Source organism: Candidatus Eisenbacteria bacterium, from assembly GCA_005893305.1.
GTDB lineage: Bacteria > Eisenbacteria > RBG-16-71-46 > SZUA-252 > SZUA-252 > WS-9.
The window spans coordinates 159628-183686 of the sequence record VBOZ01000008.1; the positions used below are offsets into that span (position 1 = coordinate 159628).

The 24059-nt window shown below is 68.2% G+C and carries 25 protein-coding genes and 2 tRNA genes; 1 reads left to right on the plus strand and 26 read right to left on the minus strand.

Going from position 1 to position 24059, the window contains the following annotated elements:
* Positions 1-51: 51 nt before the first annotated feature.
* The 12 genes from hemW to E6K79_02055 all read right to left on the minus strand — a co-directional run bounded on the left by hemW (position 52) and on the right by E6K79_02055 (position 11895).
* Complete coding sequence (hemW, locus tag E6K79_02000; protein ID TMQ66705.1) at positions 52-1215, minus strand: radical SAM family heme chaperone HemW; 1164 nt, start codon at positions 1213-1215, stop codon at positions 52-54.
* Entirely contained in the window at positions 1212-1853 is a 642-nt protein-coding gene (gene lepB / locus E6K79_02005) for a signal peptidase I (GenBank protein ID TMQ66801.1), read from the minus strand. Before lepB ends, hemW begins: the two co-directional genes overlap by 4 nt.
* Positions 1854-1908: 55 nt before the next feature.
* On the minus strand, positions 1909-3735 hold the full coding sequence (gene lepA / locus E6K79_02010) for an elongation factor 4 (GenBank protein ID TMQ66706.1): 1827 nt from the start codon (positions 3733-3735) through the stop codon (positions 1909-1911).
* Complete coding sequence (locus E6K79_02015; GenBank protein TMQ66707.1) at positions 3722-4195, minus strand: hypothetical protein; 474 nt, start codon at positions 4193-4195, stop codon at positions 3722-3724. The genes lepA and E6K79_02015 overlap by 14 nt, the downstream gene beginning before the upstream one ends.
* A gap of 52 nt (positions 4196-4247) precedes the next feature.
* Positions 4248-4523, minus strand: a complete 276-nt coding sequence (locus E6K79_02020) for a hypothetical protein (protein ID TMQ66708.1) — start codon at positions 4521-4523, stop codon at positions 4248-4250.
* 132 nt (positions 4524-4655) lie between these two features.
* Positions 4656-5729 carry a selenide, water dikinase SelD gene (gene selD / locus E6K79_02025; GenBank protein TMQ66709.1) on the minus strand — a complete coding sequence of 358 codons (1074 nt, stop codon included), beginning with the start codon at positions 5727-5729 and terminating at the stop codon, positions 4656-4658.
* Positions 5711-6115 (minus strand): RidA family protein, encoded by a 405-nt coding sequence (locus tag E6K79_02030; GenBank protein TMQ66710.1) that lies wholly within the window; start codon positions 6113-6115, stop codon positions 5711-5713. Before E6K79_02030 ends, selD begins: the two co-directional genes overlap by 19 nt.
* On the minus strand, positions 6112-7938 hold the full coding sequence (glmS, locus tag E6K79_02035) for a glutamine--fructose-6-phosphate transaminase (isomerizing) (protein TMQ66711.1): 1827 nt from the start codon (positions 7936-7938) through the stop codon (positions 6112-6114). The genes E6K79_02030 and glmS overlap by 4 nt, the downstream gene beginning before the upstream one ends.
* Before the next feature lie 6 nt (positions 7939-7944).
* Complete coding sequence (glmM, locus tag E6K79_02040; protein TMQ66712.1) at positions 7945-9402, minus strand: phosphoglucosamine mutase; 1458 nt, start codon at positions 9400-9402, stop codon at positions 7945-7947.
* A 38-nt stretch (positions 9403-9440) separates the two neighbouring features.
* Positions 9441-9516: transfer RNA gene (locus E6K79_02045), tRNA-Thr, on the minus strand.
* A gap of 51 nt (positions 9517-9567) precedes the next feature.
* Positions 9568-9643, minus strand: a tRNA-Phe gene (locus tag E6K79_02050).
* Between the two features lie 41 nt (positions 9644-9684).
* Positions 9685-11895 (minus strand): GAF domain-containing protein, encoded by a 2211-nt coding sequence (locus E6K79_02055; protein TMQ66713.1) that lies wholly within the window; start codon positions 11893-11895, stop codon positions 9685-9687.
* Positions 11896-12036: 141 nt separating this feature from the next.
* Between E6K79_02055 and E6K79_02060 the strand changes: the two genes are divergently transcribed.
* Positions 12037-12342, plus strand: coding sequence for a DUF3467 domain-containing protein (locus tag E6K79_02060; GenBank protein ID TMQ66714.1), 306 nt, complete (start codon positions 12037-12039; stop codon positions 12340-12342).
* Here E6K79_02060 and E6K79_02065 read toward each other — a convergent pair.
* The 14 genes from E6K79_02065 to E6K79_02130 form a co-directional block, all read right to left on the minus strand.
* Positions 12332-13642, minus strand: a complete 1311-nt coding sequence (locus tag E6K79_02065; protein ID TMQ66715.1) for a hypothetical protein — start codon at positions 13640-13642, stop codon at positions 12332-12334. The two genes, E6K79_02060 and E6K79_02065, sit on opposite strands and share 11 nt — an antisense overlap.
* Positions 13278-14312 (minus strand): DNA-processing protein DprA, encoded by a 1035-nt coding sequence (locus E6K79_02070; GenBank protein TMQ66716.1) that lies wholly within the window; start codon positions 14310-14312, stop codon positions 13278-13280. The genes E6K79_02065 and E6K79_02070 overlap by 365 nt, the downstream gene beginning before the upstream one ends.
* A gap of 25 nt (positions 14313-14337) precedes the next feature.
* Positions 14338-14997, minus strand: coding sequence for a HEAT repeat domain-containing protein (locus E6K79_02075; protein TMQ66717.1), 660 nt, complete (start codon positions 14995-14997; stop codon positions 14338-14340).
* Complete coding sequence (gene obgE / locus E6K79_02080; protein ID TMQ66718.1) at positions 14961-15998, minus strand: GTPase ObgE; 1038 nt, start codon at positions 15996-15998, stop codon at positions 14961-14963. Before obgE ends, E6K79_02075 begins: the two co-directional genes overlap by 37 nt.
* A 12-nt stretch (positions 15999-16010) precedes the next feature.
* Complete coding sequence (locus E6K79_02085; GenBank protein ID TMQ66719.1) at positions 16011-17090, minus strand: isocitrate/isopropylmalate dehydrogenase family protein; 1080 nt, start codon at positions 17088-17090, stop codon at positions 16011-16013.
* A gap of 148 nt (positions 17091-17238) precedes the next feature.
* A complete protein-coding gene (locus E6K79_02090) occupies positions 17239-17538 on the minus strand; it encodes a zinc ribbon domain-containing protein (GenBank protein ID TMQ66720.1) in 300 nt (99 codons plus the stop codon).
* Between the two features lie 12 nt (positions 17539-17550).
* The gene (locus tag E6K79_02095) at positions 17551-18750 is read right to left on the minus strand and encodes a pyridoxal phosphate-dependent aminotransferase (GenBank protein ID TMQ66721.1); all 1200 of its coding nucleotides are present in this window, start codon (positions 18748-18750) and stop codon (positions 17551-17553) included.
* Positions 18750-19235: a pantetheine-phosphate adenylyltransferase gene (gene coaD / locus E6K79_02100; protein TMQ66722.1), complete on the minus strand. Its 486-nt coding sequence runs from the start codon at positions 19233-19235 to the stop codon at positions 18750-18752. The genes E6K79_02095 and coaD overlap by 1 nt, the downstream gene beginning before the upstream one ends.
* Positions 19232-19936: a 16S rRNA (guanine(966)-N(2))-methyltransferase RsmD gene (rsmD, locus tag E6K79_02105; GenBank protein TMQ66723.1), complete on the minus strand. Its 705-nt coding sequence runs from the start codon at positions 19934-19936 to the stop codon at positions 19232-19234. The genes coaD and rsmD overlap by 4 nt, the downstream gene beginning before the upstream one ends.
* Entirely contained in the window at positions 19798-20406 is a 609-nt protein-coding gene (locus E6K79_02110) for a shikimate kinase (protein TMQ66802.1), read from the minus strand. The genes rsmD and E6K79_02110 overlap by 139 nt, the downstream gene beginning before the upstream one ends.
* 41 nt (positions 20407-20447) lie before the next feature.
* Positions 20448-22106, minus strand: a complete 1659-nt coding sequence (gene pilQ, locus E6K79_02115; GenBank protein ID TMQ66724.1) for a type IV pilus secretin PilQ — start codon at positions 22104-22106, stop codon at positions 20448-20450.
* The gene (locus tag E6K79_02120; GenBank protein TMQ66725.1) at positions 22090-22893 is read right to left on the minus strand and encodes a hypothetical protein; all 804 of its coding nucleotides are present in this window, start codon (positions 22891-22893) and stop codon (positions 22090-22092) included. The genes pilQ and E6K79_02120 overlap by 17 nt, the downstream gene beginning before the upstream one ends.
* Positions 22856-23479: a hypothetical protein gene (locus E6K79_02125; protein TMQ66726.1), complete on the minus strand. Its 624-nt coding sequence runs from the start codon at positions 23477-23479 to the stop codon at positions 22856-22858. Before E6K79_02125 ends, E6K79_02120 begins: the two co-directional genes overlap by 38 nt.
* A 24-nt stretch (positions 23480-23503) precedes the next feature.
* The gene (locus tag E6K79_02130; GenBank protein ID TMQ66727.1) at positions 23504-24055 is read right to left on the minus strand and encodes a PilN domain-containing protein; all 552 of its coding nucleotides are present in this window, start codon (positions 24053-24055) and stop codon (positions 23504-23506) included.
* Positions 24056-24059: the final 4 nt, after the last annotated feature.

Sequence of the window (24059 nt, forward strand, 5' to 3'; positions counted from 1 at the left end):
TGCGGGTGTCAAGCCGGCGCGGGCGGTGAGGGCGTCAAGCCGGGGCGGGTGTCAAGCCGGCGCGGGCGGTGCCTCGCTCATGCGGGCGAGGAGCTCGGCGGAAATCTCCTGAGCGAGGAGGAGGCCTCGATCGGTGGGCCGGACGCGGCCCGGCGGATCGAGGCGAACCGCGCCGGCGCTTGCCGCCCACTCGCTCCACCTCGTGGCGACCGGTCCCGCGAGCCGCGTGAGCTCGATCCGGCGAAGCCCCTGCGCGCGCCTGAGCCCGAGCATGATCCTCTCCTCGACCTCATCCCGCGGCGAGAGCGCCGCGCGGTCGTCCCGCGGGAGCGCCCCCTCCTCGACGCGCTCGTAATAGCGGGTCACGCCCTCCTCGTTTCTCCAGCGCTCCACGCCGTCGAACGAATGCGCGCCGGGCCCGAGCCCCAGGTAAGGACGGCGCGCCCAGTAGCCGGTGTTGTGCCGGGACTCGTAGCCGGGAAGCGCCCAGTTCGACACTTCGTAGTGGACGTACCCGGCGCAGCCCAGGACCGCGGCGATCTCCTCGTACCGCGCCGCCGCGACCTCATCGCCCGGCGCCTCGACGGCCCCGCGCGCGACCTTCGCCGAAAGGGGCGTCCCCTCTTCGACCTGGAGGCTGTATACCGAGACGTGCGGGACGCCGAGCTCCACGACCGTCTCGACGGCGCGGCGGACCCCCTCGGGCGTCTCACCGGGAACCGCGACCATGAGATCGATCGAGATGTTCGTGAACGCGGCTCTCCGCGCCCGCGCGATCGCGTCGAGCGCGGCGGCGGCGGAATGGATGCGGCCGAGCGCGCGGAGCACTCCCGGCTCGAGCGACTGGATTCCGAGGCTCAGGCGATCGACGCCGCCGCGGCGAAGGACCGCGAGCTTCTCGTCGGTCAGTCCCTCCGGGTTCGCCTCGGCGGTCCACTCGCGCACGCGGCTCAGATCGAACGCGTCGCCGATCCACGCCAAGAGCTCGCCGAGCGACTCGGGAGCCAGGGCGGTCGGCGTGCCCCCGCCGAAGAAAATCGTGCGCGGCCTTCCCCAGCGGCCGTCATCCTCGCGGGCCATTTCCCACTCGGCCCGGAGCGCGCGCAGAAGGCGCTCGGGCTCCGCCCGGTGGAGCGGCGCCTTCGCGAAAGCGCAGTAGGGGCAGAGGCTGCGGCAGTACGGCAGATGGAGGTAGAGCCCGTGTTCCACGATCATCCCACCGGGTGGAAGAGGCGGTTGAGGCGCGGCAGCCTACGGTCCGCGTCCCACGACCAGTAAAGGAACATCGCCTTCCCCTTCACGAGACTCCGCGGCAGCGCGCCCCAGAACCGGCTGTCGTGGCTGTTGTCGCGGTTGTCGCCCATCATGAACAGGTGCCCCTGCGGCACCTGGAACGGACCAAAATTGTCGCGGCGGCTTGTCTCGCGAGGCAGCACTCGCGGATCCTTGTGCACCGCGTACGGCTCCTCGCGCGGGCGTCCGTCCACGTAGAGCACCTTTTCCCGAATTTCCACGACCTGGCCGCCGACCGCGACGCAGCGCTTGATGAAATCGCGCGCGGGGTCGTCCGGATACCGGAACACGATGATGTCCCCCGGCTTCGGCTCCTGGATCGCCGGGAAGCGGTGATAGACGATCCGGTTTCCCCCAAATCCGATGTCGATCTCCGAGCCGTACACCATCTTGTTGACGAAGAGGAAGTCGCCCACGAGGAGCGTGTCCTCCATGGAACCGCTGGGAATCCGGAACGCCTGGATCACGAGGCCCCGGATCACGACCGTCAGGACGACCGCGAGGAGGATCGCCTCCACGTACTCGCGGACGGTCGATTTGATGCGCGCCTTGGCCCGCATCGTCGTGCCGGTCGTTGCAGTCGCCATGCTGGGTGTCCCCCTTTTCATCGTCGGCTCACCGCTCGACCCGGAGGACCGCGAGGAACGCCTCCTGGGGAATCCGGACGGTGCCGATCTGCTTCATTCGCTGTTTCCCCTCGCGTTGCTTCTCGAGGAGCTTTCGTTTGCGGGTGATGTCCCCGCCGTAGCACTTGGCGATCACGTTCTTGCGCAACGCGGAGATCGTCTCCCGCGCGATCACATTTCCGCCGATCGCCGCTTGGATCGCGATCGGAAACATCTGGCGCGGGATCAATTCTTTCAGCTTGAGGCAGATGTCGCGACCCCATTCGTACGCGCCCGCCCGGTTCACGATCACCGAGAGCGCGTCGACGGGATCGCCGTTCAGGACCACGTCCATCTTCACGAGATCGGCAGGCTTGTAGCCGGCCAGCTCGTAGTCGAGGGAGGCGTATCCGCGGCTCAACGACTTGAGCTTGTCGTAGAAGTCGAGGACGATCTCGCCGAGCGGAAGGTCGTAGGTCAGGTGCGCCCGGTCCTCGCTCGGGTATTGCATGCCCCCGAAGATACCGCGCCGGTCCTGCGCCAGCTTCATGATGTTGCCCACGTACTCGGTCGGGACGATGACCTGCGCGCGCACGTACGGCTCCTCGATCGACTCGATCTGGTTCGCGGGCGGCATCAGAGCCGGGTTCTCGACGACGGATAGCTCCCCGTTCGTGCGGAGCACGTGGTACTCGACGCTCGGCACCGTCGCGATCAGGTTGACGTCGTATTCGCGCGTGAGCCGCTCCTGGACGATCTCCATGTGGAGGAGCCCCAGAAATCCGCAGCGGAACCCGAAGCCGAGCGCGAGGGAGGTCTCGGGCTCGTACGTGAGCGACGCGTCGTTCAGCTGAAGCCGGGAGAGCGACTCCTTGAGCGACTCATAGCTCTCCGCCTCCATCGGGTAGAGACCCGAGAAGACCATCGGCTTGACCGGCCGGTAGCCCGGGAGCGCCGTCGGAGCGGGATCGTCCGCCGAGACGATCGTATCGCCCACCTTGGCGTCCGCCACGACCTTCACGTTCGCGATGACGTAGCCGACGTCGCCCGCCGTGAGCTCCTCCCGCGGCTCGAGCCCCAGCCGCAGCACGCCGACCTCGAGCACCTCGTAGTTCTTGTCCGTCGAAAGGAATCGGATCGCGTGACCCGGCCGGATGGTCCCGCGCGTGACGCGGACGTAGACGATCACGCCCCGGAACTGGTCGAAGACGGAGTCGAAGATCAGGGCCTGCAGCGTGCCGTCCCGCAGGTCGGCCGGCGGGGGGACCCGCGCGACGATCGCCTCGAGCACGCCCTCGATGTTCGTCCCCTCCTTGGCGGAAACCCGGATCACCTCCTCCGGTTCCACGTGGAGGAGCTGCGCCATCTCGAGCGCCACCTCGTCGGGCATGGCGGCGGGCATGTCCACCTTGTTGAGGACGGGGACGATCGTCAGGCGCTGGTCCTGGGCCAGATAGAGGTTCGAGATCGTCTGCGCCTGCACGCCCTGGGAGGCGTCGACGACCAGGATCGCCCCCTCGCAGGCGGCGAGGCTCCGCGACACCTCGTAGGTGAAGTCGACGTGTCCCGGGGTGTCGATGAGGTTGAGCTGGTAGGTCTTCCCGTCCTTCGCCAGATACGACATCGCGATCGCGTGCGACTTGATCGTGATTCCCTTCTCCCGCTCCAGGTCCATGTTGTCCAGCACCTGGTCTTTCATCTTCGACTTCGGGACGGTCTTGGTCTTTTCCAGAAGCCGGTCGGCCAGCGTGGACTTCCCGTGGTCGATGTGCGCGATGATGCAGAAATTCCGGACGGTCTCGCGACGTTTCATCGTGGCGAGATCAGAAGCGGACATGCACGGCGACGGCCAGACGCGCTTCGCCCTTGGTGTCGAGCCCCGGTCCCACCGCCGTGTCGCGTGGGGCCTCCTCGGGTCCGAAGTCGGTGTCGAAGCTCGCCAGGTGGGCGTCGACGTAAGCGTCGGCCATTTGGAGCAGGTGGACCGCGATGCCCCACCAGACGTAGTTCACTTTCAGGTTGTAGTGGCTGTCTTTGCCCAAGGCATCCCCGATGTTTGCCGCGTGCTGCTCCTTGTGATACTCGTCGAGCGCCTTCGAGAGCAGCAGTCCCTCGCCCCCCACGACCACGACCGCCTTGAGCCATTTGTGATTGGCGATCTGACCCCAGCCGGGCACGATCGCCGAGCGAAGCATGACGCCGAGCGGCGAGGGAAAATGCCGCGCCGAATCCGGTGGGGCCCCTCCCTTGGCGTTCGCGCCCGCCGCGGCGGACGCGCCAGGAGCCGAGAGCGCCATCAGGAGGGCCGCGACGACGCCAGCGCCGGTCCGGAACCCCGATCGCTGGGCGCTATTCCTTCGTGAAGTAATGGGCGATCGCCATGAAGAGCAGAAGAATGCCGCCAAAGACGTAGACCCCGATCACCGCGCCCTTCGTGAAGTCCGCCCCGAGCGTGGAGTGCTGGAGCAGATACTCCAGACCTTGCGCGAGCGCCACGAGAAGGACCAGGAGGAGAACCAGCCACCACTTCCGCACGACCGCGAGAATCGCGATGACGATCACGACGCCCATGACCCGCGGATCGTTCCAGTTCAGTCCGAACCACGATTGGAGCAGATCGTTCACGGTCTCACTCCTTTCGGCGTTGGCGGGAACGTGTGGGAATCGAACCCACCTCGGACGTTGGAAACGCCCGACAGAAGGATTTGAAGTCCTCGGAGACCACCAGATCCCATCCGTCCCCGCAGCGGCATCGGCTCAGGCGGTCACCTCGAGCGGGCGCGCACCGGGCGCGAGCACTTCGCCGACGACCGCCGCGCTCACCTTGGACCGTTTGAGCCTGCGGATCAGCGCCTCCGTCTTCGATGACGGCACCGCGATCAGAAGCCCGCCCGACGTCTGGGGGTCGACCAGCGCGAGGCGCAGGGGCTCCGGCGTGGCGCCATCCCACGTGATGTCGGGCTCGATGGCTTCCCGGTTCGAATGAAGGCCGCTCGAGGCGACGCCCTGGGCTGCGAACTCGCGCACGCCCGGAAGAAGCGGAACCGCGCTGCTCCAGATGCGGATCGTCTTCTTGCTGGCGCGGGCGATATTTCGGGCGTGGCCCAGAAGGCCGAAGCCCGTGACATCGGTGGCGGCGTGGACGCCGGAGGCGCGCATCGCCTCCGACGCGGCCCGATTCAGCGTTTTCATCTGGCGCGTCATCGTCTGGAGGAGCGGCCGGGGCAGGAGGCCGCGCTTCAGCGCGGTCGCCAGAATTCCGACCCCGATCGGCTTCGTGAGGACGAGCAGGTCGCCGTTCTTCGCGCCGGCGTTCGTGACCACGCGCTTCGGGTGCACTTCCCCGGTCACGGCGTAGCCGAACTTGATCTCGGGGTCCCGGACGGAATGCCCTCCCATGATGAGGACGCCGGCCTGCTTGAGCGCGTCGGCGCCGCCGCGCACGATCTCGCGCAGCACGGCCGGATCGCCGGTCTCCGCGGGGAAGCAGAGGATCGAGAGCGCGAGCTTCGGGACGCCGCCCATGGCGTAGACGTCGCTCACCGCGTTCGCCGCCGCGATCGCGCCGAAATCGTAGGGGTCGTCGACCATCGGCGTGAAGAAGTCCACCGTCTGGACGAGGGCCAGCGTCGGGCTCATCTTGTAGACGCCGGCGTCGTCCCACGTCTCCGGGCCGACGAGGAGCCGCGGCGACCGGGACGGCGGCGGGAGCGCGCCCAGAATTTCCTGGAGCACTTGGATCGGGATCTTGGCCGCGCATCCGGCGCAGGCTACTTGTTGCGTGAGTCGAGGCGCCTCGACGGGGGGGCGGCTTACGCGATAAGCGCCCATGCTTCGATCTCCACGCGGCAGGCTCGAGGCAGCTCCCGCACCGCGACGGTCGTGCGGGCGGGCTTGGGTTCCGGGAAGCGGCGCGCGTAGATCTCGTTCATCGCGCCGAAGTCCGCCATTTCGGCCAGGAAGACGGTCGTCTTGACGACGTGGGCGAGCGACGCGCCGGCCGACCCGAGAATCGCCTCCAGGTTGTCGATCACCCGCTCCGTCTCGGCCACGATCCCTCCCGCGACCAGCGCGCCGGTCTTCGGATCGAGGCCGATCTGGCCCGAGGTCGTGATCCAGCGGCCCGTGAGCGGACCCGTCCGTCCCTGAACGTAGGGACCGATCGCGGCGGGGGCGCCGTCGGTGCGGAGGACAGTACCGGACGGCGAAGGGCTCACTCGACCGTGACGCTCTTGGCGAGATTTCGAGGCTGGTCCACGTCACAGCCGCGCTCGACCGCGATGTGGTAGGCCAGGAGCTGGAGCGGGATCGCCGCGAGAAGCGGCGTCAGCGAGCCCATCGTCCGCGGAATGTAGAGGACGTGGTCGGCCTTCGTCCCGACGTGCGTGTCGCCTTCGGAGGCGACCGCGATGATCTTCCCGCGGCGGGCGCGCACCTCCTCCATGTTGCTCAGGACCTTCTCATAGGCGGAATCCTGCGTGCAGATGAACACGACCGGCATGTTGTCGTCGATGAGGGCGATCGGGCCGTGCTTCATCTCGGCCGCCGGATATCCCTCGGCGTGGATGTAGGAGATCTCCTTGAGCTTCAGGGCTCCCTCCAGGGCCACGGGGAAATTCACGCCGCGGCCCAGATAGAGGAAGTTGTTGTGGTGGGCGTAGGCGCGGGCGATCGTCTTGATCGACTCCGCCCCCGCGAGGATCGTCTCGATCTTCCCGGGGATCAATTCCAGCTCCCGCACCAGCTCCGCGCCCAGCTCGGGCGAGAGCTCGCCGAGGCGGCCCAGGTAGAGGGTGAACAGGGCGAGCGCCGCGACCTGCGAGGTGAAGGCCTTCGTCGACGCCACGCCGATCTCGGGGCCGGCGTGAATGTAGACCCCGCCGTCCGACTCCCGCGCGATCGTGGAGCCGACCGCGTTGCAGACGCCGAGCACGCGGGCTCCCTTTCGCTTCGCCTCGCGCATCGCGGAGAGCGTGTCGGCCGTCTCGCCCGACTGGCTGATCGCGATGACCACGGTCCCCGGCTCCAAAATCGGGTTCCGATACCGGAACTCGGACGCGTACTCGACCTCGACGGGGATCCGCGCGAGCTCCTCGATCAGGTACTCGCCGATCATGCCGGCGTGCCACGACGTGCCGCACGCCGTGATGACCACGCGGTTGATCGCGCGGAGCTCCGCCGCGCTCATGTTGAGCCCACCCAAGCGCGCGGTCCCTTCATCCGCGAGCAGGCGTCCCCGGAGCGTGTTGCGGAGCGATTGGGGCTGCTCGAAGATCTCCTTCAGCATGAAGTGCGGGAAGCCCGCCTTCTCGATCATCTCGAGATCCCAGTCCACCGTCTCGACCTTCTTCGCGACGGTCTCCTCGCGGATCGTGGTGGTGTGGATCCCGGCCGGGGTGAGCACGACCATCTCCTCGTCGTCCAGGTAGACCACTTGATTCGTGTGGCGGATGATCGCCGAGACGTCGGACGCGAGGATGTACTCCGAATCGCAGATGCCGACGACGAGCGGGCTGCCGTGCCGCGCGCCGACGATCTTGGAAGGGTCGTCGGTAGAGATCACCGCGATCCCGTACGTGCCGGTCAGGAGCCGGAGCGCCGCCGCGACGGCCTTCTCCAGATTTCCGGTGTAGAACTTCTCGACCAGATGGGCGATCACCTCGGTGTCGGTGTCGGTCGTGAACCGGTGCCCTTCCTCCTGGAGCTTCGTCTTGAGCGTGGAGTAGTTCTCGATGATGCCGTTGTGGACGACCGCGATGCGGCCCTTGCAGTCGACGTGCGGGTGCGCGTTGATCTGGTTGGGCTCGCCGTGCGTGGCCCAGCGCGTGTGCGCGATGCCGAGGGTCCCCGACGGATGGGTCACGTTGATCCGCGCCTCGAGCATCGCGATCTTCCCGGCGGTCTTCTCTATCTTGATCCCGTCACCGTTCAGGATGGCGAGGCCGGCGGAGTCGTAGCCTCGATACTCCAGACGCCGGAGCCCCTCCATGAGGATCGGCACGGAGTCCTGAGGTCCTACGTATCCGACGATGCCGCACATGGCTTGTCAGCCCCCTTGTGATGCCGGCCGCGCGGCGCGAACCCGCTCCAGCGCGGCCGCGGCTCGAGCGATCAGCGACTCGGCGCGCTCCTGGCTGCCGGCCTCCGCGATGATCCGAACGGCCGGCTCCGTCCCCGAGGGACGGACTTGCACCCAACTATCTTCCCAGACGTACTTTTCTCCGTCCAGAACATTGCGTTCCGCGTCCGGGAACTCCCGCGTGAGCGCCGCGGCGAGCGCCGCCAAATCCGACAGCCGGAGATCCAGCTTCCGCTTCAACATCACGGAGGACGGAAGCTCTTTGACGCGCTCGCTCAGAGGACGGGCGTCTGCCGAGAGCCAATCGAGCGCGATCGCGGCCGCCAGGAGGCCGTCCCGCGTCGCGTGAAGCGCCGGATAGATCACCCCGCCGTTCCCCTCTCCCCCGATCACGCCGCCCCGCTCGAGAAGCGCTTGGGCCACGTGCGCCTCCCCGACGCGCGTGCGGATGACGGGCACGCCGTGGCGGCGCGCGATGGCGTCGATCGCCATGGAGGTGGATGCGTTCACGACGACGGGACCCGGGCGCGCGGCCAAGGCCCAGTCGACCGCGATCTGGAGCGTCCGCTCTTCACCGATCGGCTCTCCGCGCTCGTCGACGATCGCGAGCCTGTCGGCGTCGGGGTCGTTGGCGAAGCCGATCGCCGCGCCCGACCGGCGCACCAGCTCCCCGAGCGCTCCGAGATTTTCGGGGAGCGGCTCGGGGACGCGCGGGAAGAGGCCGTCTGGCGTGCAGTAGATGGCCTCGACTTCGCAGTTAAGAGCGCGGAGGAGCGCCGGCGTCGCCACCGAGCCCGCGCCGTCGACGCAGTCGACTCCGACCCGGAACCGGCGCGACACGATGCGCTCTCGGTGGAGCCCAGGGAGCGCGAGGATCGCGTCGCGATGCCTCGCGATCGCCTCGTCGTCCACCCGATGCGCGCCGACGCGCTCGTGCGTCACCCACGCGGCGGCGCTCTCGAGCGCCCTCCGCGCGACGGCCTCCGATTGAGCGGGCGCGAGGAAGGTCCCGCCGGGTCCGAAGAGCTTGAGCGCGTTCCACGGCGCCGGGTTGTGGCTCGCGGTGACGGCGAGCCCGCCCGCGGCTTCGTGGTGGCGGATCGCGAAGAGGATGGTGGGTGTGGGCGCGATCCCGACATCCACGACGTCGTGGCCCACGGCGAGGAGCGCCGCCTCGGCCGCGCGCGAGACCCACGCCCCGCTCGGGCGGGAATCGCGGCCCAGGACGACCGGGCCGGGACCGAGCAGAGAGCCGTGCGCCCCCGCGAAACGGACGATCACGTCGGGCGTGAGCGATTGTCCCACGATGCCGCGAATGCCCGACGCGCTCACCATGAGACCGCGCCATGGATCGGGAGATTCGATCGGTAACGCCGCGGCCGCGGCCCCCGAACGTGGGGGCGCGGCACGCTCTTTGTTCGTCATAATGCTGGACCGTCTGGCGGGAACGGCCGTCCCTCGAGTGGAGCTGGTGAGCGGAATCGAACCGCTGACCTACGCATTACGAGTGCGTTGCTCTACCAGCTGAGCTACACCAGCTCGTGAAGCGATGCCCGCGAGTCTCGCGGATAGTGAGCCGAAATAAAAAGATGGTGCGACCCCGCAGAATCGAACTGCGGACACCCACATTTTCAGTGTGGTGCTCTACCAACTGAGCTAGGGTCGCGCCGGACGGAAAGGCTAGCACTACAGCGTGTTCCGGGTCAACTAGGCGAGGCGGCTGCGTCGATCGTTCTTGCCGCCGCCCCGGCGGTCCGGCTTCCCGCGGCGGTCGTGGTTCTCGCGGACGGGGAGGTAGATGCTCACGATGCTGCTCCAGTCGCCTTCGCTCCGGGCCCGGATCTCCCCGCCGTGCTCGCGGACGATCTGGTAGGCGACGGCCAATCCCACCCCGGCGCCGTACCGGCGCGAGGACGAAAACGGCACGAAGAGTCGATCGAGGCTCTCGCCCGGCGTCTTGGGTCCGTCATGCGCGATCTCGGCCTGGACGTGTCCGGCGCCGTTTCGCGTCTCGACGCGCAGGCGCCCGCCGCTCGGCACCTGATGCAGCGCGTACTGAAGGACGTTGACGAGCACCTGGCGCATCTTGTCGTTGTCGATGAGGAGGCTCGGGACGTCGGGAGAGAGTCTCTTCAGTAATCGCACCCGCCGCTTGACGAGCTCCTCGGACTGCGTTTCCAGCACTTCCTGCACGAGCGCGTTCAAGCTCTGGAGCTTGAGCCGCGGCCGCGTCATCTGCGCGAGCGAGAGCTGCTCCGTGAGAATCCGCTCGAGCCGCTCCGTCTCCCGGAGGATGATCTCGAGATACTCGCGGTTCGGGTCGTCCGGCCCGACGCTCCGAAGAACGCGCCGCGCGAAGCCCGTGATGGCCGCGATCGGGTTCCGGATCTCCTGCGCGACCTGAATCCCCCGCTCTCCGACGACGGCGAGCTTCTCCGAGTGGCGGAGCTGTGCCTCGAGCTCGCGGATTTTCCGATCGACCCGCGTGGCCGACGCCTCCGAGCCGTCCCGGATCGCCGCCAACGTAGCGAGGGACGCCGCCATCTCGGCGACCTGGATGTCCTCCGCGTCGAACGGCTCGGCGGGCTCGCCTCCGGCCCCGCCCTTTCGGACCACGAGCACCGCGCCCCGCAGCGCGTCGTCCGACCGAAGCGGGACGGCCAGCGCCGATCCCCACTCCTCCGGGAGCGTTCCCGGGAGCCTCGTGTCCGACCGCACGTCCTCCACCGCGATCGGGCGCGCGTCCGCGTCGAACCAGGTGCGCAGCTCCTCTCCGATTTCCGAGAGATCCCGGTCGGCCGCGGCCGGATCGCCCAGGGCCGCCGCCACCGTGAACCCTTCCGGCTCGGCGAGGGTCCACACCACCCCGATCTGGCCGCCCGTGGCGGGGAGGAACGCGCGCAGCGCGGCTTCGGGCCAGGCCTCGGCGCGGGACGTCTTGAGCGTCACGACGGCGAGATCGAGCAGCGCCCGGGTTCCCGCCCCCCGGCGGCGGGAAAGAGCGAGGAGACCCGAGGAATCGAGCGCGATTCCCGCCTGCGACGCGACGACGCTCAGGAGCTCCATTTGATCCGACGTCCAACCCGCGATCCCCGGCGCCGCCGACAGCACGAGCAGCCCCCGGACCCGCTCCCGACCGAAGACGGGGAGAATGGCGGCCGGGCTGTCGGGCAGATGCTCGACCAGAAGGGTCGGCAGCCTGAGCTCGCGGTTCGGACGCGTGACCACCGCGGTGCGCCCGTCGAACACGGCGTCCGAGAGGAGATCCTGATCTTGATCGAGCGGAATGAGGGTGTCGCGGAGACGCTCGAACACCGCGCCGTCGAAGATGCCGGCAGCGGCCAACGGCTCCACGTCCAGGTAGCCCTCGGGCCCCGCGATCCCCGTGTCCAGGTCGGCCCTGCGGAAGGAGGCCGCGAGCGCGAGCCCTGCGGGATCGGACTTCACCTCGAAGAACAGGAGCGTGTCGATGACCTCGGCAAACGCTCCCGCGAGGGCGCCAAGCAGGAGCTGCGCCGTGCGTCGAGGGCTCGTCGACGTGTGGAGGAGCGGGAGCGCGCGGAGGAGGAGCGCGACCGACTGGTATCGCCCGTCCTCTTCGACCTCGGCTTCGGGGCTCCTTCGGCCTTCCTCCTCGAGGAGGCGGAAGAGAAGCTCCTGCGTCGGCAGCACGCCGGACGAGCCCGCCGGGACGCTGCCGGCCAGCTCCACCGCCCCTTGGAGGCGCGCGCAGTGAACGCAATCCTTGGTGAACCGGCTCTCGAAATCGGGACGCGGCTCGAACGGACAGGGGCGCGGCTCGAGGTAACAGGCGCCCGCGGCGGCCCCTTCGGGGGCCCCGATCCTTCGCCCGGCGTACCGTTTCCATGCGAGGACAAGCTGCTCTTCAAGTCGTGCGGTGGCGGACGATCGTTTCATGCCCTCAATCCCCTCCCTCGGCGCGTCGCAGAGACGGGGATTCCCCTCTCCCCGGTATACTCAAGTTGATTTACGGCACCCGTGGGCTTTATCTTGAGCAGGGAGTCTGCGGATAACTATTTGGGACGAGGAGGCTTACGGATGGAAGCCAAGCGGCAGGAACAACCCCCGCAAATCAACATGGAGATCGGCGAGCGGGAGGCGGAGGGGATCTACTCGAACTTCGTCGTCATCAGTCACTCGCTATCGGAGTTCGTGCTCGATTTCGCGCGGGTTCTTCCGGGCACGCCGAAGAGCAAGGTGTTCGCGAGGATCGTCATGACCCCGCCGAACGTGCGAGCGCTGCTTCACGCGCTCGAGACCAATATCGGGAAATACGAGGGGCAGTTCGGCAAGATCCGCACGCTGAACGAGGGTCAGTCGAAGGAGATCGGCTTCACGTCCTGACGGCCGCGGGAATCGGAGCGGGAATCGCCTCGCGCGGCGGCGTCTTCCACCGCCGGTGGAGCCAGTACCAGTGGTCGGGGCGACCGCGGATCGCCTCCTCCAGGGCCTTCGTCATCTCCTCCGTGAGCCGGCGCACCTCCGCCGCCTCGTCGGCTTCCGGGTTCGGGTGGAGGACCCGAAGAACGCGCGCGCGAAACCGCCCCCGCCCGGATCGCTCCATCACGGCGACGCCGATCGGCGCGTTCGCCGCGATCGCAAGCCTGGCCGGTCCGGTGTGCGTGGAGGCGGGCCGGCCGAAGAACGGCACGTGGATCCCGGCCCGGCGCGCGTCCTGATCAGGGAGCATGCCGATGAAGGCGCCTCCTCGGAGCGCGCGTAGGGCGGCCCGCATGCCGTAGCCGATCACGATCGGCTCGACCCCCGCGCGCCGGCGGACCTCGTTCAGGTAGTCGTCGCTTCCCGGGTTGGTCTGGCGAGGGAGGAGATACTTCACGGGCGCCAACCCCATTCCGCCGAACATCCCCAGTAGCTCCCAATTCCCGAAGTGACCGGTGACGGTCACCGCCCCGCGGCCGTCGCGCCCCCACTCCTGAAACGGCTCGAACCCGACGAACTCGATCCGCGCGAGGAGATCCTCGCGGCGATGCGCAGGGATTGCGAGAAACTCGAGGAAGCTCCGGCCTAGCTGCTCGAAGGCGCGTCGGGCCGCGGTCTCGGCGTCGAGGCCGCCCGGCGTGGGACCGAGCGCCATGGTCAGGTTCTCGATCGCGATCCGGCGGCGGCGGCCGAGCACGCGGAAGGCCGCGGCACCGATTCCTGCTCCGAGGTCGCTCGCGCGCTCGAACGGAAGAGCGCGCGCGACGGCGCCGAGGGCACGAAGCGCCCCGGCTTCGAGGCGTTGGCGAAATCTGCGAAACGGCCGGTGCTTGGCCACGTCAGCGCCGGACCAGGCGACGCACGGCGCCGCCCGGCTCGCGGCGGGCGCGGCCGAGGATCTCGAGGAGCACGAAGGCGGCGCTCGCCTCCGCGATCGTGAGGTTCGCGCGGCGCGCGGCGTGATCCAGTGGCTCCGGGTGCCCGCGAAGCGCCCTCCAGAGCAGCTCTTCCCGGTCTCCCAGCGCCGTGCGCTCCGGCGGCGTCGCGGGCTGCACCGCGGCCACGCCGGCCGTCGCCGCTCCCGGGACGCCCTGCGGCCGGACTCCTTGGCCGACGCCGAGAAGCTCGAGCACGTCCGCCGCGTCGCGGACGAGCGTCGCGGCGCCGGAGCGGATGAGCGCGTGCGGTGCCATGCCGAGAGGATCTCTCGAGTCCCACGGCACGGCTCCCAGGGGCCGGCCGAGTCCCCGCGCCGCGGTCGCGGTGAGGAGCGCCCCGCTCCGCTCCCTCCCCTGAACGACGACGACCGCGCCGGAGATCGCCGCGAGAATGCGGTTTCGGGACGCGAACGTATTCCGTGTCGGGGCCGATCCGGGAAGGAGCGCGCTCAAGATGCCGAGCGATTCGGCGAGCGCGCGCTGGAGGGCTCGATGCTCCTTGGGGTAGACGCGCTCGAGGCCCGTCCCGAGCACGGCGCCGCTTTTCCCGCCGGCTTCGAGCGCGCCTAAGTGCGCCGCGGCGTCGATCCCGCGCGCGAGGCCGCTCACCACGGCGACTCCTTGCTCGGCAAGGGACCGCGCGAGCCCAAACGCCACGTCGCGGCCGTCGTCGCTCGCGTCGCGGGCGCCGACGATCGCCACCATGGGGCCGGGATGATTCCAGGGCCCGGCGAGAAACACGACGCGAGGGCCGCCTGCGAGGGATGAGATACCGGCCGGACAGTCACGGTCATGAACCGGGACGGCGCGGCCGCCCGACCGCTCCAGATGCCGGGCCGCGCGCTCGACGGCGCGCTCCGTCTCCGGGAACGGGATCCCGGCGGCGCCGCGCGGGCGCGCGGCGAGACGCAAGAGCTCTCGAACCCCCTCCTCCACCCTTCCCCCGCGCGCCGGGGCGCGTTCAGCCTGATTCCCGCTCGGCGCCCTCGTCCCCGATCACGTCTTCCCAGCGAAGGCCGTCCTCGCCGACGGCCCGCGCCAGATGTCGTCGATCCGCCTGGCCGAGGAGCGCCGGATCGTGCATGAGATCCGCGATCTGCTCCGCGATCCCGGAATTTCGCGTCGCGAGACCGTCGAGGGCGAACCGGCGCGCGCGCTCGGGAAGCGCATGGATCGCGACGGCGACCTCGAAGCGTCCCAGCTCGTTTCCGCAGACGAGGACCAGCGCGTCCCGGGCGGCATCGCGCACGGTGCGGTTCGGGTCCTTGAGGAGCGCGACGAGCGGCGCGGCGGAGACCGGGAGGCCCATGCGTCCAAGGGCGGATGCCGCGGCCGTGCGCGTATACCAGAGACCCGAGTTCAAGTATTCGATCAGCGGCTCCACGACCCCCTCGCCGAGGGTCGCGAGCGCCCTCGCCGCTTGGTCTCGCAGGAACCAGCTCTCTTGCTTCAGAACGTCGAGCAGCACTTCGATCGAATCGGGGGTCGGATTGCGCGCCAGCTCGCGGATCCATTCCAGCTTCTCTTCCGGCTCGCGGTGCCGGAGCTCTTCCCAGAGCCTTGCCGCATCCTTCGGTATCATCGTTACTCCTGTATGCCGGCGACTGGGTCGCCGTTCCATCGATCCGCGTCGGATCCTCCCGACGCGAGGAGCATAATCCAAATCTGGTCCAAGAGCTCCCTAGTTCCTTCGCCGGTCACCCCTGAGATCGAGCCTCCCCAGCGCGCCGCCTCGAGGGGGAAGGGGGGCTCCGCCGAGCGGTCGTCCACGGCAAGGTCGCTCCGGCTCAAGGCCACGATCCGCGGTTTCCGCGTCAGGTCCTCGTGATACGCCTCGAGCTCGCCCAGCAGAACCCCGAGATCGCGCCCGGGGTCGGGCGAGAGGCTGTCGATCAGGACGAGCAGGATCCGGGTCCGCCAGACATGGCGCAGAAACTCAAGCCCGAGCCCCTTGCCCGCGTGCGCTCCCTCGATCAAGCCCGGAAGATCGGCCATCACGAAGCTCCGCTCCGCGTCGACGCGCACGATGCCCAGATGCGGCTCCAGCGTCGTGAACGGGTAGTCGGCGATCTTCGGCCTCGCCGCGCTCAGCCGCGAGAGAAGGGTGGACTTGCCGACATTGGGGAGACCGACCAGTCCGACGTCGGCGATCAGGCGAAGCTCGAGGCGGATCCGCCGCTCCTCGCCGTCGGTGCCGGGCTCCGCGTTCCGGGGCGCCTGGCGCGTCGGCGTCGCGAAGCGCGCGTTGCCTCGCCCCCCGCGGCCCCCGCGGGCCGCCACGTAAGTCGCGCCCGGTTCGACGAGATCCGCCACCGTGGCCCCGGTCGATTCGTCGACGACGAGCGTCCCCGGGGGCACGGGGACGAGAAGATCTTCCCCGCTCTTCCCGCTCCGCTGATTCCCCGATCCGTGCGCTCCCGAGTCGGCGCGGAATCGCGTCCGGGACTGAAAGTCGAGGAGGGTGCGGAGGTGAGGGTTCACGGTGAAGATCACGCTCCCGCCGTCCCCGCCGTCGCCGCCGTCGGGGCCTCCCTTCGGCACGTACTTCTCGCGCCGGAAGCTCACGCAGCCGTTCCCGCCGCGGCCGGCCACGACGTGGATCGATGCGCGGTCGGCGAACACCGTCCCTGCCCCCTACCCCATCGCCTCGATCACGGCGCTCGCCGCGGCTTGCGTGCCGACGGCCGTCGGATCGTCTCGGCGGGGTTTCATGTCGTACGTGACGTGCTTTCCTTCGCGGATCACTTTCGCGATCGCGGCCTCCAGCCGCTCGCCCGCTTCGTTCTCCCCCAGGTAGCGGAGCATGAGCATCCCGCTCAGGATCATGGCGAACGGGTTGACGCGATCCTTGCCCGCGTACTTCGGGGCGCTTCCGTGCGTCGGCTCGAAGAGCGCGGCGTTCGCCCCGATGTTCGCGCCGGGCGCGACGCCCAGACCTCCGACCAACCCCGCGGCGAGGTCGGAGAGGATGTCGCCGTAGAGGTTGGGCAGAACGAGGACGTCGTAGTCTTCCGGGTTCTGGACCAGCTGCATGCACATGTTGTCGACGATCCTGTCGTTGAAGCCGAGCTCCGGAAACTCGCCGGCCACACGCCGCGCGAACTCGAGGAAGAGACCGTCGGTGTCCTTCATGATGTTGGCCTTGTGAACGGCCGTGATCTTCTTCCGCTGATGCGCGCGCGCGTAGCGGAAGGCGTGGCGGACGATTCGCTCGGTCCCGGAGACGCTGATCGGCTTGATCGAGATGCCCGAGTCTTCCTTGATCTCGCGGCCGGCCTCCCGGAGCACCAATTCCCGAAGATGGGCCGCGCCGGCGGAGCCGACGTGGAACTCGATGCCGGCGTAGAGATCTTCCGTGTTCTCCCGGACGATCACGAGATCGATGTTCTCGAAGCGGGAGCGGACTCCCGGGTACCACTTGCAGGGGCGCTCGCATGCGTAGAGGTCGAGCTCCTTGCGGAGCGCCACGTTCACGCTCCGGAAACCCGAGCCCACCGGGGTCGTGATCGGCCCCTTGAGCCCGACCTGATTCCGGCGCAGCGATTCCAGAACCCGCTCGGGAAGCGGCGTCCCCTCCCGCTCATGCGCGACCATTCCGGCTTCCTGGATATCCCAATCGAAGCGGACACCCGTCGATTCGAGCACGCGGCGCGTCGCCGCGGCGAGCTCGGGACCGGTCCCGTCGCCGGGGATCAAGGTCACGCGATACGCCATGGATTCCCTTCCCAAGGAGGATGAAGCGCGTCTAGCCGTCTATTGTCGGATAGAGGCTTACGAGGTCCTGTGGCTTCGATCGATTGTCGAGGGGACCGAGCGCGCCTGCCTAGCTCGGGGGCAACGTATCAGAGGGAGTCCGAGCGAGTCAAACGGATTTGCCGTCGCCACTGCCACTTCCGGGCTTCGGCCCGGCTTTCGGCTTTGATTCATCCTTCACTTTAGGCGGAGCCCCGGACTCCTTCTTTTTCTGATCCTTATAGGATTGGGACCGGTAATCCGTCACGTAGAACCCGCTCCCCTTGAAGATCATGCCGGCGCCCGAGCCGACAAGGCGTCGCAGCTTCCCGCGGCATTTCGGGCATCGCTTCCGGGGCTGATCGGACATCTTCTGGAAGATCTCGAACCGATGCCCGCACTTCAGGCATTCATATTCGTAAGTCGGCATGTGCCTCAGACCTCACATTCGTTGGAGCGCCGCGTCCATTCGATCCAGACCGTCGTGGATCTCCCGCTCGCCGACGGCGTAGGAGAGCCGCAGGTGCCCTTCCATGCCGAAGGCCGAACCCGGGACGCAGACGATTCGGGCTTCGTCGATCAGATAGTCGCAGAGACCGACGGAGTCTTTGACGCCCTTCTTCGCGCCACGGATTCGCTCGCTCAGATCGGGGAACGCGTAGAAGGCGCCGTCGGGCGGCCGCAGGTGAACGCCCGGAATCCTGGCCAGCCTCTCGACCACGAGATCCCGCCTCGCCGCGAACGTGTCGCGCATCGCGTTCGCGGTTCCCATATCGCCGGTGAGCGCGCGGAGCGCCGCCTGCTGCGAGACCGAGGAGGGATTGGAGGTCGACTGGCTCTGCAGGCGCTCCATTCCCTCGGCGATGTCGGGGGGCGCCGCCGCGAAGCCGACGCGCCATCCGGTCATGGCCCACGTTTTCGAAACGCCGTTCACGAGCACGGTCCGCTCGCGGAGCTCGGCGCACTCCGCGATGCTCACGTGGCGATCACCCGTATAGATGAGGTTCTCATAGATCTCGTCGGAGAGCACGAAGAGGTCGTGCCCGAGCACGACCTTCGCGATCGCCTCGATCTCCTCCCGGTTGTAGACGGCTCCCGACGGGTTGTTGGGGCTGTTCAGGATGAGGAGCCGCGTCCGCGGCGTCACGGCGCGGACGAGATCGGCCGGGGTCACCTTGTAGGATCCCGGCCCCGGGGCGACTGAGACCGGCACCGCGCCGACCAGGCGAACGATCTCCGGGAAGGTGACCCAGTACGGGACCGGGATCAGCACCTCGTCGCCCGGCTCGAGCAGCGTGAAGAGCGCGTTCCAGATCGAGTGCTTCGCCCCGTTCGACACGACGATCTCGCGCGGCGCGTAGGAAAGTCCGTTGGCCCGGGCGAGCTTCGCGGCGATCGCCTCCCGCAGAGCCGCGGTTCCGGCGACGTCCGTATAGCGAGTGTGCCCTCCGTGGATCGCCTCGATCGCGGCGAGCCGGATGTGCTCCGGCGTGTCGAAGTCGGGCTCCCCCGCGGCGAATGACACCACGCTCTCGCCGCGGGCCCTGAGCTCGCGCGCGCGGGCGCTCAAGGAGAGCGTCTCCGAAGGGCGGAGCGCCCGGACGCGCGCGCTCACCCGCTCGCGCAAATCGGTCCGCGTCATCAACGCTTCGCCGCGAAGGCGGCCTTGAGCCGGGAGGCGACGGACTTGGGGACGAAGCTGTCGACGTTCCCGCCGTGTCGCGCGATCTCCTTGACGAGCGTCGAGTTCACGTAGGTGTAGGTCTCGCTCGGCATGAGGAACATGGTCTCGATGTCGGGATTCAGCCGGCGATTCATCAGGGCCATCTGGAATTCGTACTCGAAGTCGGAGATGAAGCGGAGCCCCCGGATGATGATGCCGATGCCGTTGGCTTTCGCGTAATCGACGAGAAGGCCCGAGAACGGCTCCACGGTCAGACGGGACTCGGAAGTGAACGCCTCCCGAATCATCGCAACCCGATCCTCCTGGGAGAAGAGGACGCCCTTCTCGGGGCGCGCCGCGACCGCGACCGTCAGCTGGTCGACGAGGCGGAGCGCCCGTCGCGCGAGATCGAGGTGACCGTCCGTGACGGGGTCGAACGTGCCGGCGAAGACTGCGCTTTTCATGTTCCTCCTCTCGGGGCTTCCCCCGGCGGAACGCCTGCTCTGTAAAACGCAACCGTGGTGTCGCCGTACGTCCGCTCGGTCGCGAGCGCGAGCGCCGCCGGCTCCGGCGCCGCCGTTCCCTTGCGTCGCTCGTACACCAGGCACCCGGACGGCTCGATCGAGGACGCCCTCGCGAGCGCTTCGACCCAGAGGGAGCCCGCGTCCCCGTCATAGGGCGGATCGAGGAAGATCAGCCCCCAGGTCCCCTCGAGCTCCGGCGGTAAGGCCGGATGGTTCAGATCGGCCACGTGGACGCGGGCTCGAGATTCGAGCCCGACGACGCGGAGATTCGCCGACAGCGTCCGCGCCACGCTCTTCCTCCCGTCCACGAAGTCCGCCCGCTCAGCGCCTCGGCTCAGCGCCTCGATCCCCATCGCGCCGGTGCCGGCGAAGAGATCGAGGACCCGCGCGCCCTGCACGAGCCGGGGCCCCAGGATGTCGAAGATCGCTTCGCGCGTCTTCTCCGAGGTCGGGCGCACGCCCCGATCCGGCACTCGGAGTCGCCGCCCTCGAAGCGAGCCGCCTACGATCCGGACGAGCCCCACCCCAGACGCCCTTTCCACAGCGTTTCGATCGCTTCCGCCACGCCCGCCGGCGTCAGGCCGTCGGTCCGAACCATGACGTCGGCCGCCTCCTCGTAGAGCGCCCGCCGCACCTCCCAGAGGTCGCGGAGTCGCGAGGCGACGGTCCCGCCGCGAAGAAGCGGCCTTGTCGACGCCGCCGCGTCCTCGAGCCTAAGCGCGGCGGTATCGGGGCTGACGTCCAGCCAGACCACGTAGGCAAGCCTGCTCAGGAGCTCGCGATTCTCCGCCCGCGCGACGACCCCTGCCCCGCAGGCCACGACCACGGAGTCCGCCTCGAGCGCCGCTCGGAGCGCGTGCGCCTCGAGCTCCCGGAAGACATCCTCGCCGCGCGACGTGAGGATCTCGGGGATCGGGACCCCCTCCGCCGCGGCGACCGCCTCGTCCAGGTCGGTGCACCCGAACCCGAGCCGCGCCGCGAGCAGCGGGGCGACGGTGCTCTTCCCTGCGCCCGACAGGCCGATCAGCGCGATCCGCGCGGTCACCGAAACCTCCCGGGGTGGATCCCCAATGAGAACGGGGCCCTCCCGTTCGGGAAGGCCCCGCAGTATACCCGCGCCGGGCCGGAGGCGAAAGCGTCCGGCCCCGCCCGCTAGCCGTTTGAGGCGGTGGTTTCTCCGATGATCTTGGGCGTCAGGAAGATCAGGAGCTCGCGCTTCTGCCGCACCTTGGTCGACGTCCGGAACAGATGCCCGATGATCGGGATGTCCATCAGGACCGGGACCCCGCGATTGTTGTCGCTCTCGTTGCTGCGGATCAGTCCGCCGATCACCGCCGTCTCGCCGTCGTTCACCATCACGCGCGTGTCGGCCATCGTCGTGTTGATGATGATGCCGCCCGCCACGGTCGCCTGGGACGAGAGGTCCGAGACCTCCGGGTGGACGTCCATCGTGATCTTGTTGCCGACGTTGATGTGCGGCGTGACGCTGAGCTTGATCCCGATGGTCGTGAGCTGGGTGACCGCGTTCCCCGCGAAGTCCTGCACGATGAGCGGGATCTGCTGCCCCACGATCACGGTGGCCTCGCGGTTGTTCACGGTCGTGATTCTTGGATTCGAGATGATGTTGGCCTTGTTCGCGGCCTCCAGAGCATTCAGCGTCGCGTCCAGGCTGCCGAAGCTCTTCACCGTGCCGAACTTGACCGTCCCGGCCGGCCCCGTGACCGGATCCGGGGTGATGTGGACCGCCTCGTTCGCGCCGGCGTCGAAGACGTCGAGGTTCTCCAGGTTCCAGTTGATGCCCAGCGAGCGTGTCGCCGTGTGGTCCACGTCGACGAGGCGCGCCACGATCTCGACCTGCGGCGTGCGCGTGTCGAGGCTCCGGATCATCCCCTCCGCCCGGTCCAGCCGGTCGTCGATGTCGGTGACGAGGAGGGCGTTCGTGCGGGCGTCGACTTCGATGTGGCCTCGCTTCGTCAGCGTCTTCTCGACCGCCTTGGACATCTCCTGCGCGTTCGCGTAGCTGATCGGGATGATCCGCGTCGAGAGCGGCAGGAGCTCCTCCTGCGCGCGCTCGGCCGCCCTCTTGTCCATCTCCTCCTTGCGGAGGGTGTCGAGATTCGAAATGATGATCGTCTGGCCGTTCTCGACCATCCCGAGCCCCTGGGCCCGGAGGACGATGTCGAGCGCGTGGCGCCACGGCACGTTCCGCAACCGAAGGGTCACGGCCCCGGTCACTTCCTTGCTCGCGACGATGTTCTTGCCGCTGAACTCGGAGAGGCTTCGCAGGACCGTCTGGATCTCGGCGCCCTGGACGTCCAGGGACATCCGGCGGTTGTCGGTCACCTCGGGTGACGGCGCGCTGCTTGTGGGCGCGGTCTCCGCCGGCGTCGCCGCCGGGCTTTCCACGGCCAGGATGACGCTGTTCCCCACGGCGCTCACGCCGTAGGAGGCAGGCTGCGCGAGATCCACGACGATCCTGGACCCCGTGTCCTTGCCCCAGCCCATTTCGGTCGCCCGCACCGACTTGACCGGCGAATTCTCCCGCCCGGCCCAGGTGCGCTCGGTGAATGCCAACGTCGTGCCCGGGCAATCGAGGACGATCCGGTCCGGCGACTCCAGGGTGAAATCGTGATAGTTGACGGGCGCGTCCGCTTCGACGATGACCTGGGTTCCGGTGCCCTGATCTTTGAGTGAAATGCTCTTCACCGTTGCTCCGAACGCCGGGACGGACGTGAGGAGTATTCCCGCCGCCAGCGCCGAAATCAGACCCGCGCGGCGACTCGTGCGATTCCCGCTATTTTCGAGTCGCATTTCTGTCACCCTCTTTTGGTTTCAGTTGAATCGCCAACGTCTGGGTCTCCCCGAAGGCGTTCTGCACCACCTGGATCTCGGACTTCGAGATCCCTGAGATGTAGCCGTTCACGACCGGGTCCCCGACGCGCAGTACAAACCCATGTCCGCGGGTGTCCTCCACCAGCGCGAACTTGTCCGACGCGCCCCACATGATGCCCACCAGGTGTATGTCCCCGACGTCGACGAGAGAGCCGTCGCCCGACTGGGACTGGAACCTCCCGTCGAGAAGCGAGAGGAACGGATCGCGGCGGTTGCCGCTCGTATAGACGTACTGCTCGCGAGCGAAGAGGACGCTGGCGTCGAGTGATTTGGGTGTCTCCGTGACCACGCCGGCGGCGCCGGGCGTCGAGATGAGGCCGGCCGTCACCACCGTGGCGGCGCCCGTGCCGGCCACGGTCGCGGCGCCTGGCACCGCGGCCGAAGGAGCAACCAAGGGCGTGGCCGGACCTGGAATCGCCGCAGTCGGGGCCGGAACGGCGCCGGCAGGCGGCGGCATCGGCGTGCGCTTCACCCAGTCCGGAGCGGGCGGCCCGTAGACCACCGGGGCTTTCATGACCGGGCGCGGAATCGCCACGGCGGCCGGCGATGTCGCGACCGTGGGCGTCTTCGGCGGCGTCATCGGATGCAGGACGAAGAAGAACACGCCCACGCCGATGAGGGCGACCACCAGAAGCAGGACGAGAAGGAAGATCCTGCTCTGGAAGAGCTTACTTTGCGGCAGCGCTAGGCTGCTTGGCAGGTTCATTTGGTTTTCCCTCGGCCGTCGTTCCCTCGGCCAGCGTGTAGGCGGTCGCGATGAAATCGGCCTGAACCGTCTCGTCCAGGTCCCCCTTGTCAAATCCCTTCAACCGAAGCTGGGAGACGTTCACCAACCGGGAAAGATCTGCGATCTCGCCGAAGAACGCGCCGGCGCGGTGGAAGCCGCCGGTCACCGAGACCTGCACGGGGTTCTCCGTGAAGTCCGTCCTCTTCGTGGGCTCCGCCGGCTTGAAGAGCAGGAACTTCACGCCCGCCTCCTGCCCGGCCATCGTGACCTTGCGGAGCAGGCTCGCGACTTCCTTTTGGGTCGGCAGGAGCTCCTGCGCGACCTGCCAGCGCTGGGTCAAGAGCGCGAACTCGCGCTTGAGCTCCGGGAGTCGGTTGACGAGCTGCTGCGCCTTCGTGAGCTCGTTCATGCACCGCGTATGCTCCGCCTTGAGGCGGCTGATCTCCTCCGCCCTGACCTTGTAATTGAACGGAACGAAATCGGCGAATATGTAGAAGTAGACGAGGGCCGCCGTGCCCGCCACGATCATGATCAGCTTTTGAGTTTTCGGATCCTTGAGGTCCATCGCTCTCCCCGCGCGTCGTCCTGACTAGAGCGTCATCTTCGCGGTGATCGTGAACTTCACGACGTTCCGCTGATCGATCTGTCCCCGCTCCGCCACCACCAGGTCCACGTTGCCGTAGAGCGGCGACGCTTCGAGGCGGGACATGAGGTCGGCCACGAGCAGGTTCGAGAAGGTAACCCCCTCGATCTTCACCTGGTCGGGCCCGGTCTCTTCATAGTTGTTCAGCCAGAGGTGCTCCGGAACGCACCGCGACAGCTCGTCCACCAGCTTGACCCGCCAGAGACGGTTCTTGTCGAGGGTGGCGATGACGTCGAGCCGGTGCGTCAGCTCCTCGCGCTTCTTCGTCAGCTCGTTGATCATCTCGATCTGGGGGCGAAGCTTCTCCGCCTCCTGCTGCGCCCGGGCGATGTCGGTCTTCAGGCGTCCGACCTGCATCGTCTGGATCAGGGCGAACGCCGCGAAGAGCAGTGCCACGAAAAGGAGCGCGAAGACGGGCATGAGCGCGCCCAGCTTCGGCAGCGCGATGTTGCGCTTCGCCTGTCGTTCTTCGCGTGGCAGCAGGTTGATGCGGATCATGGGT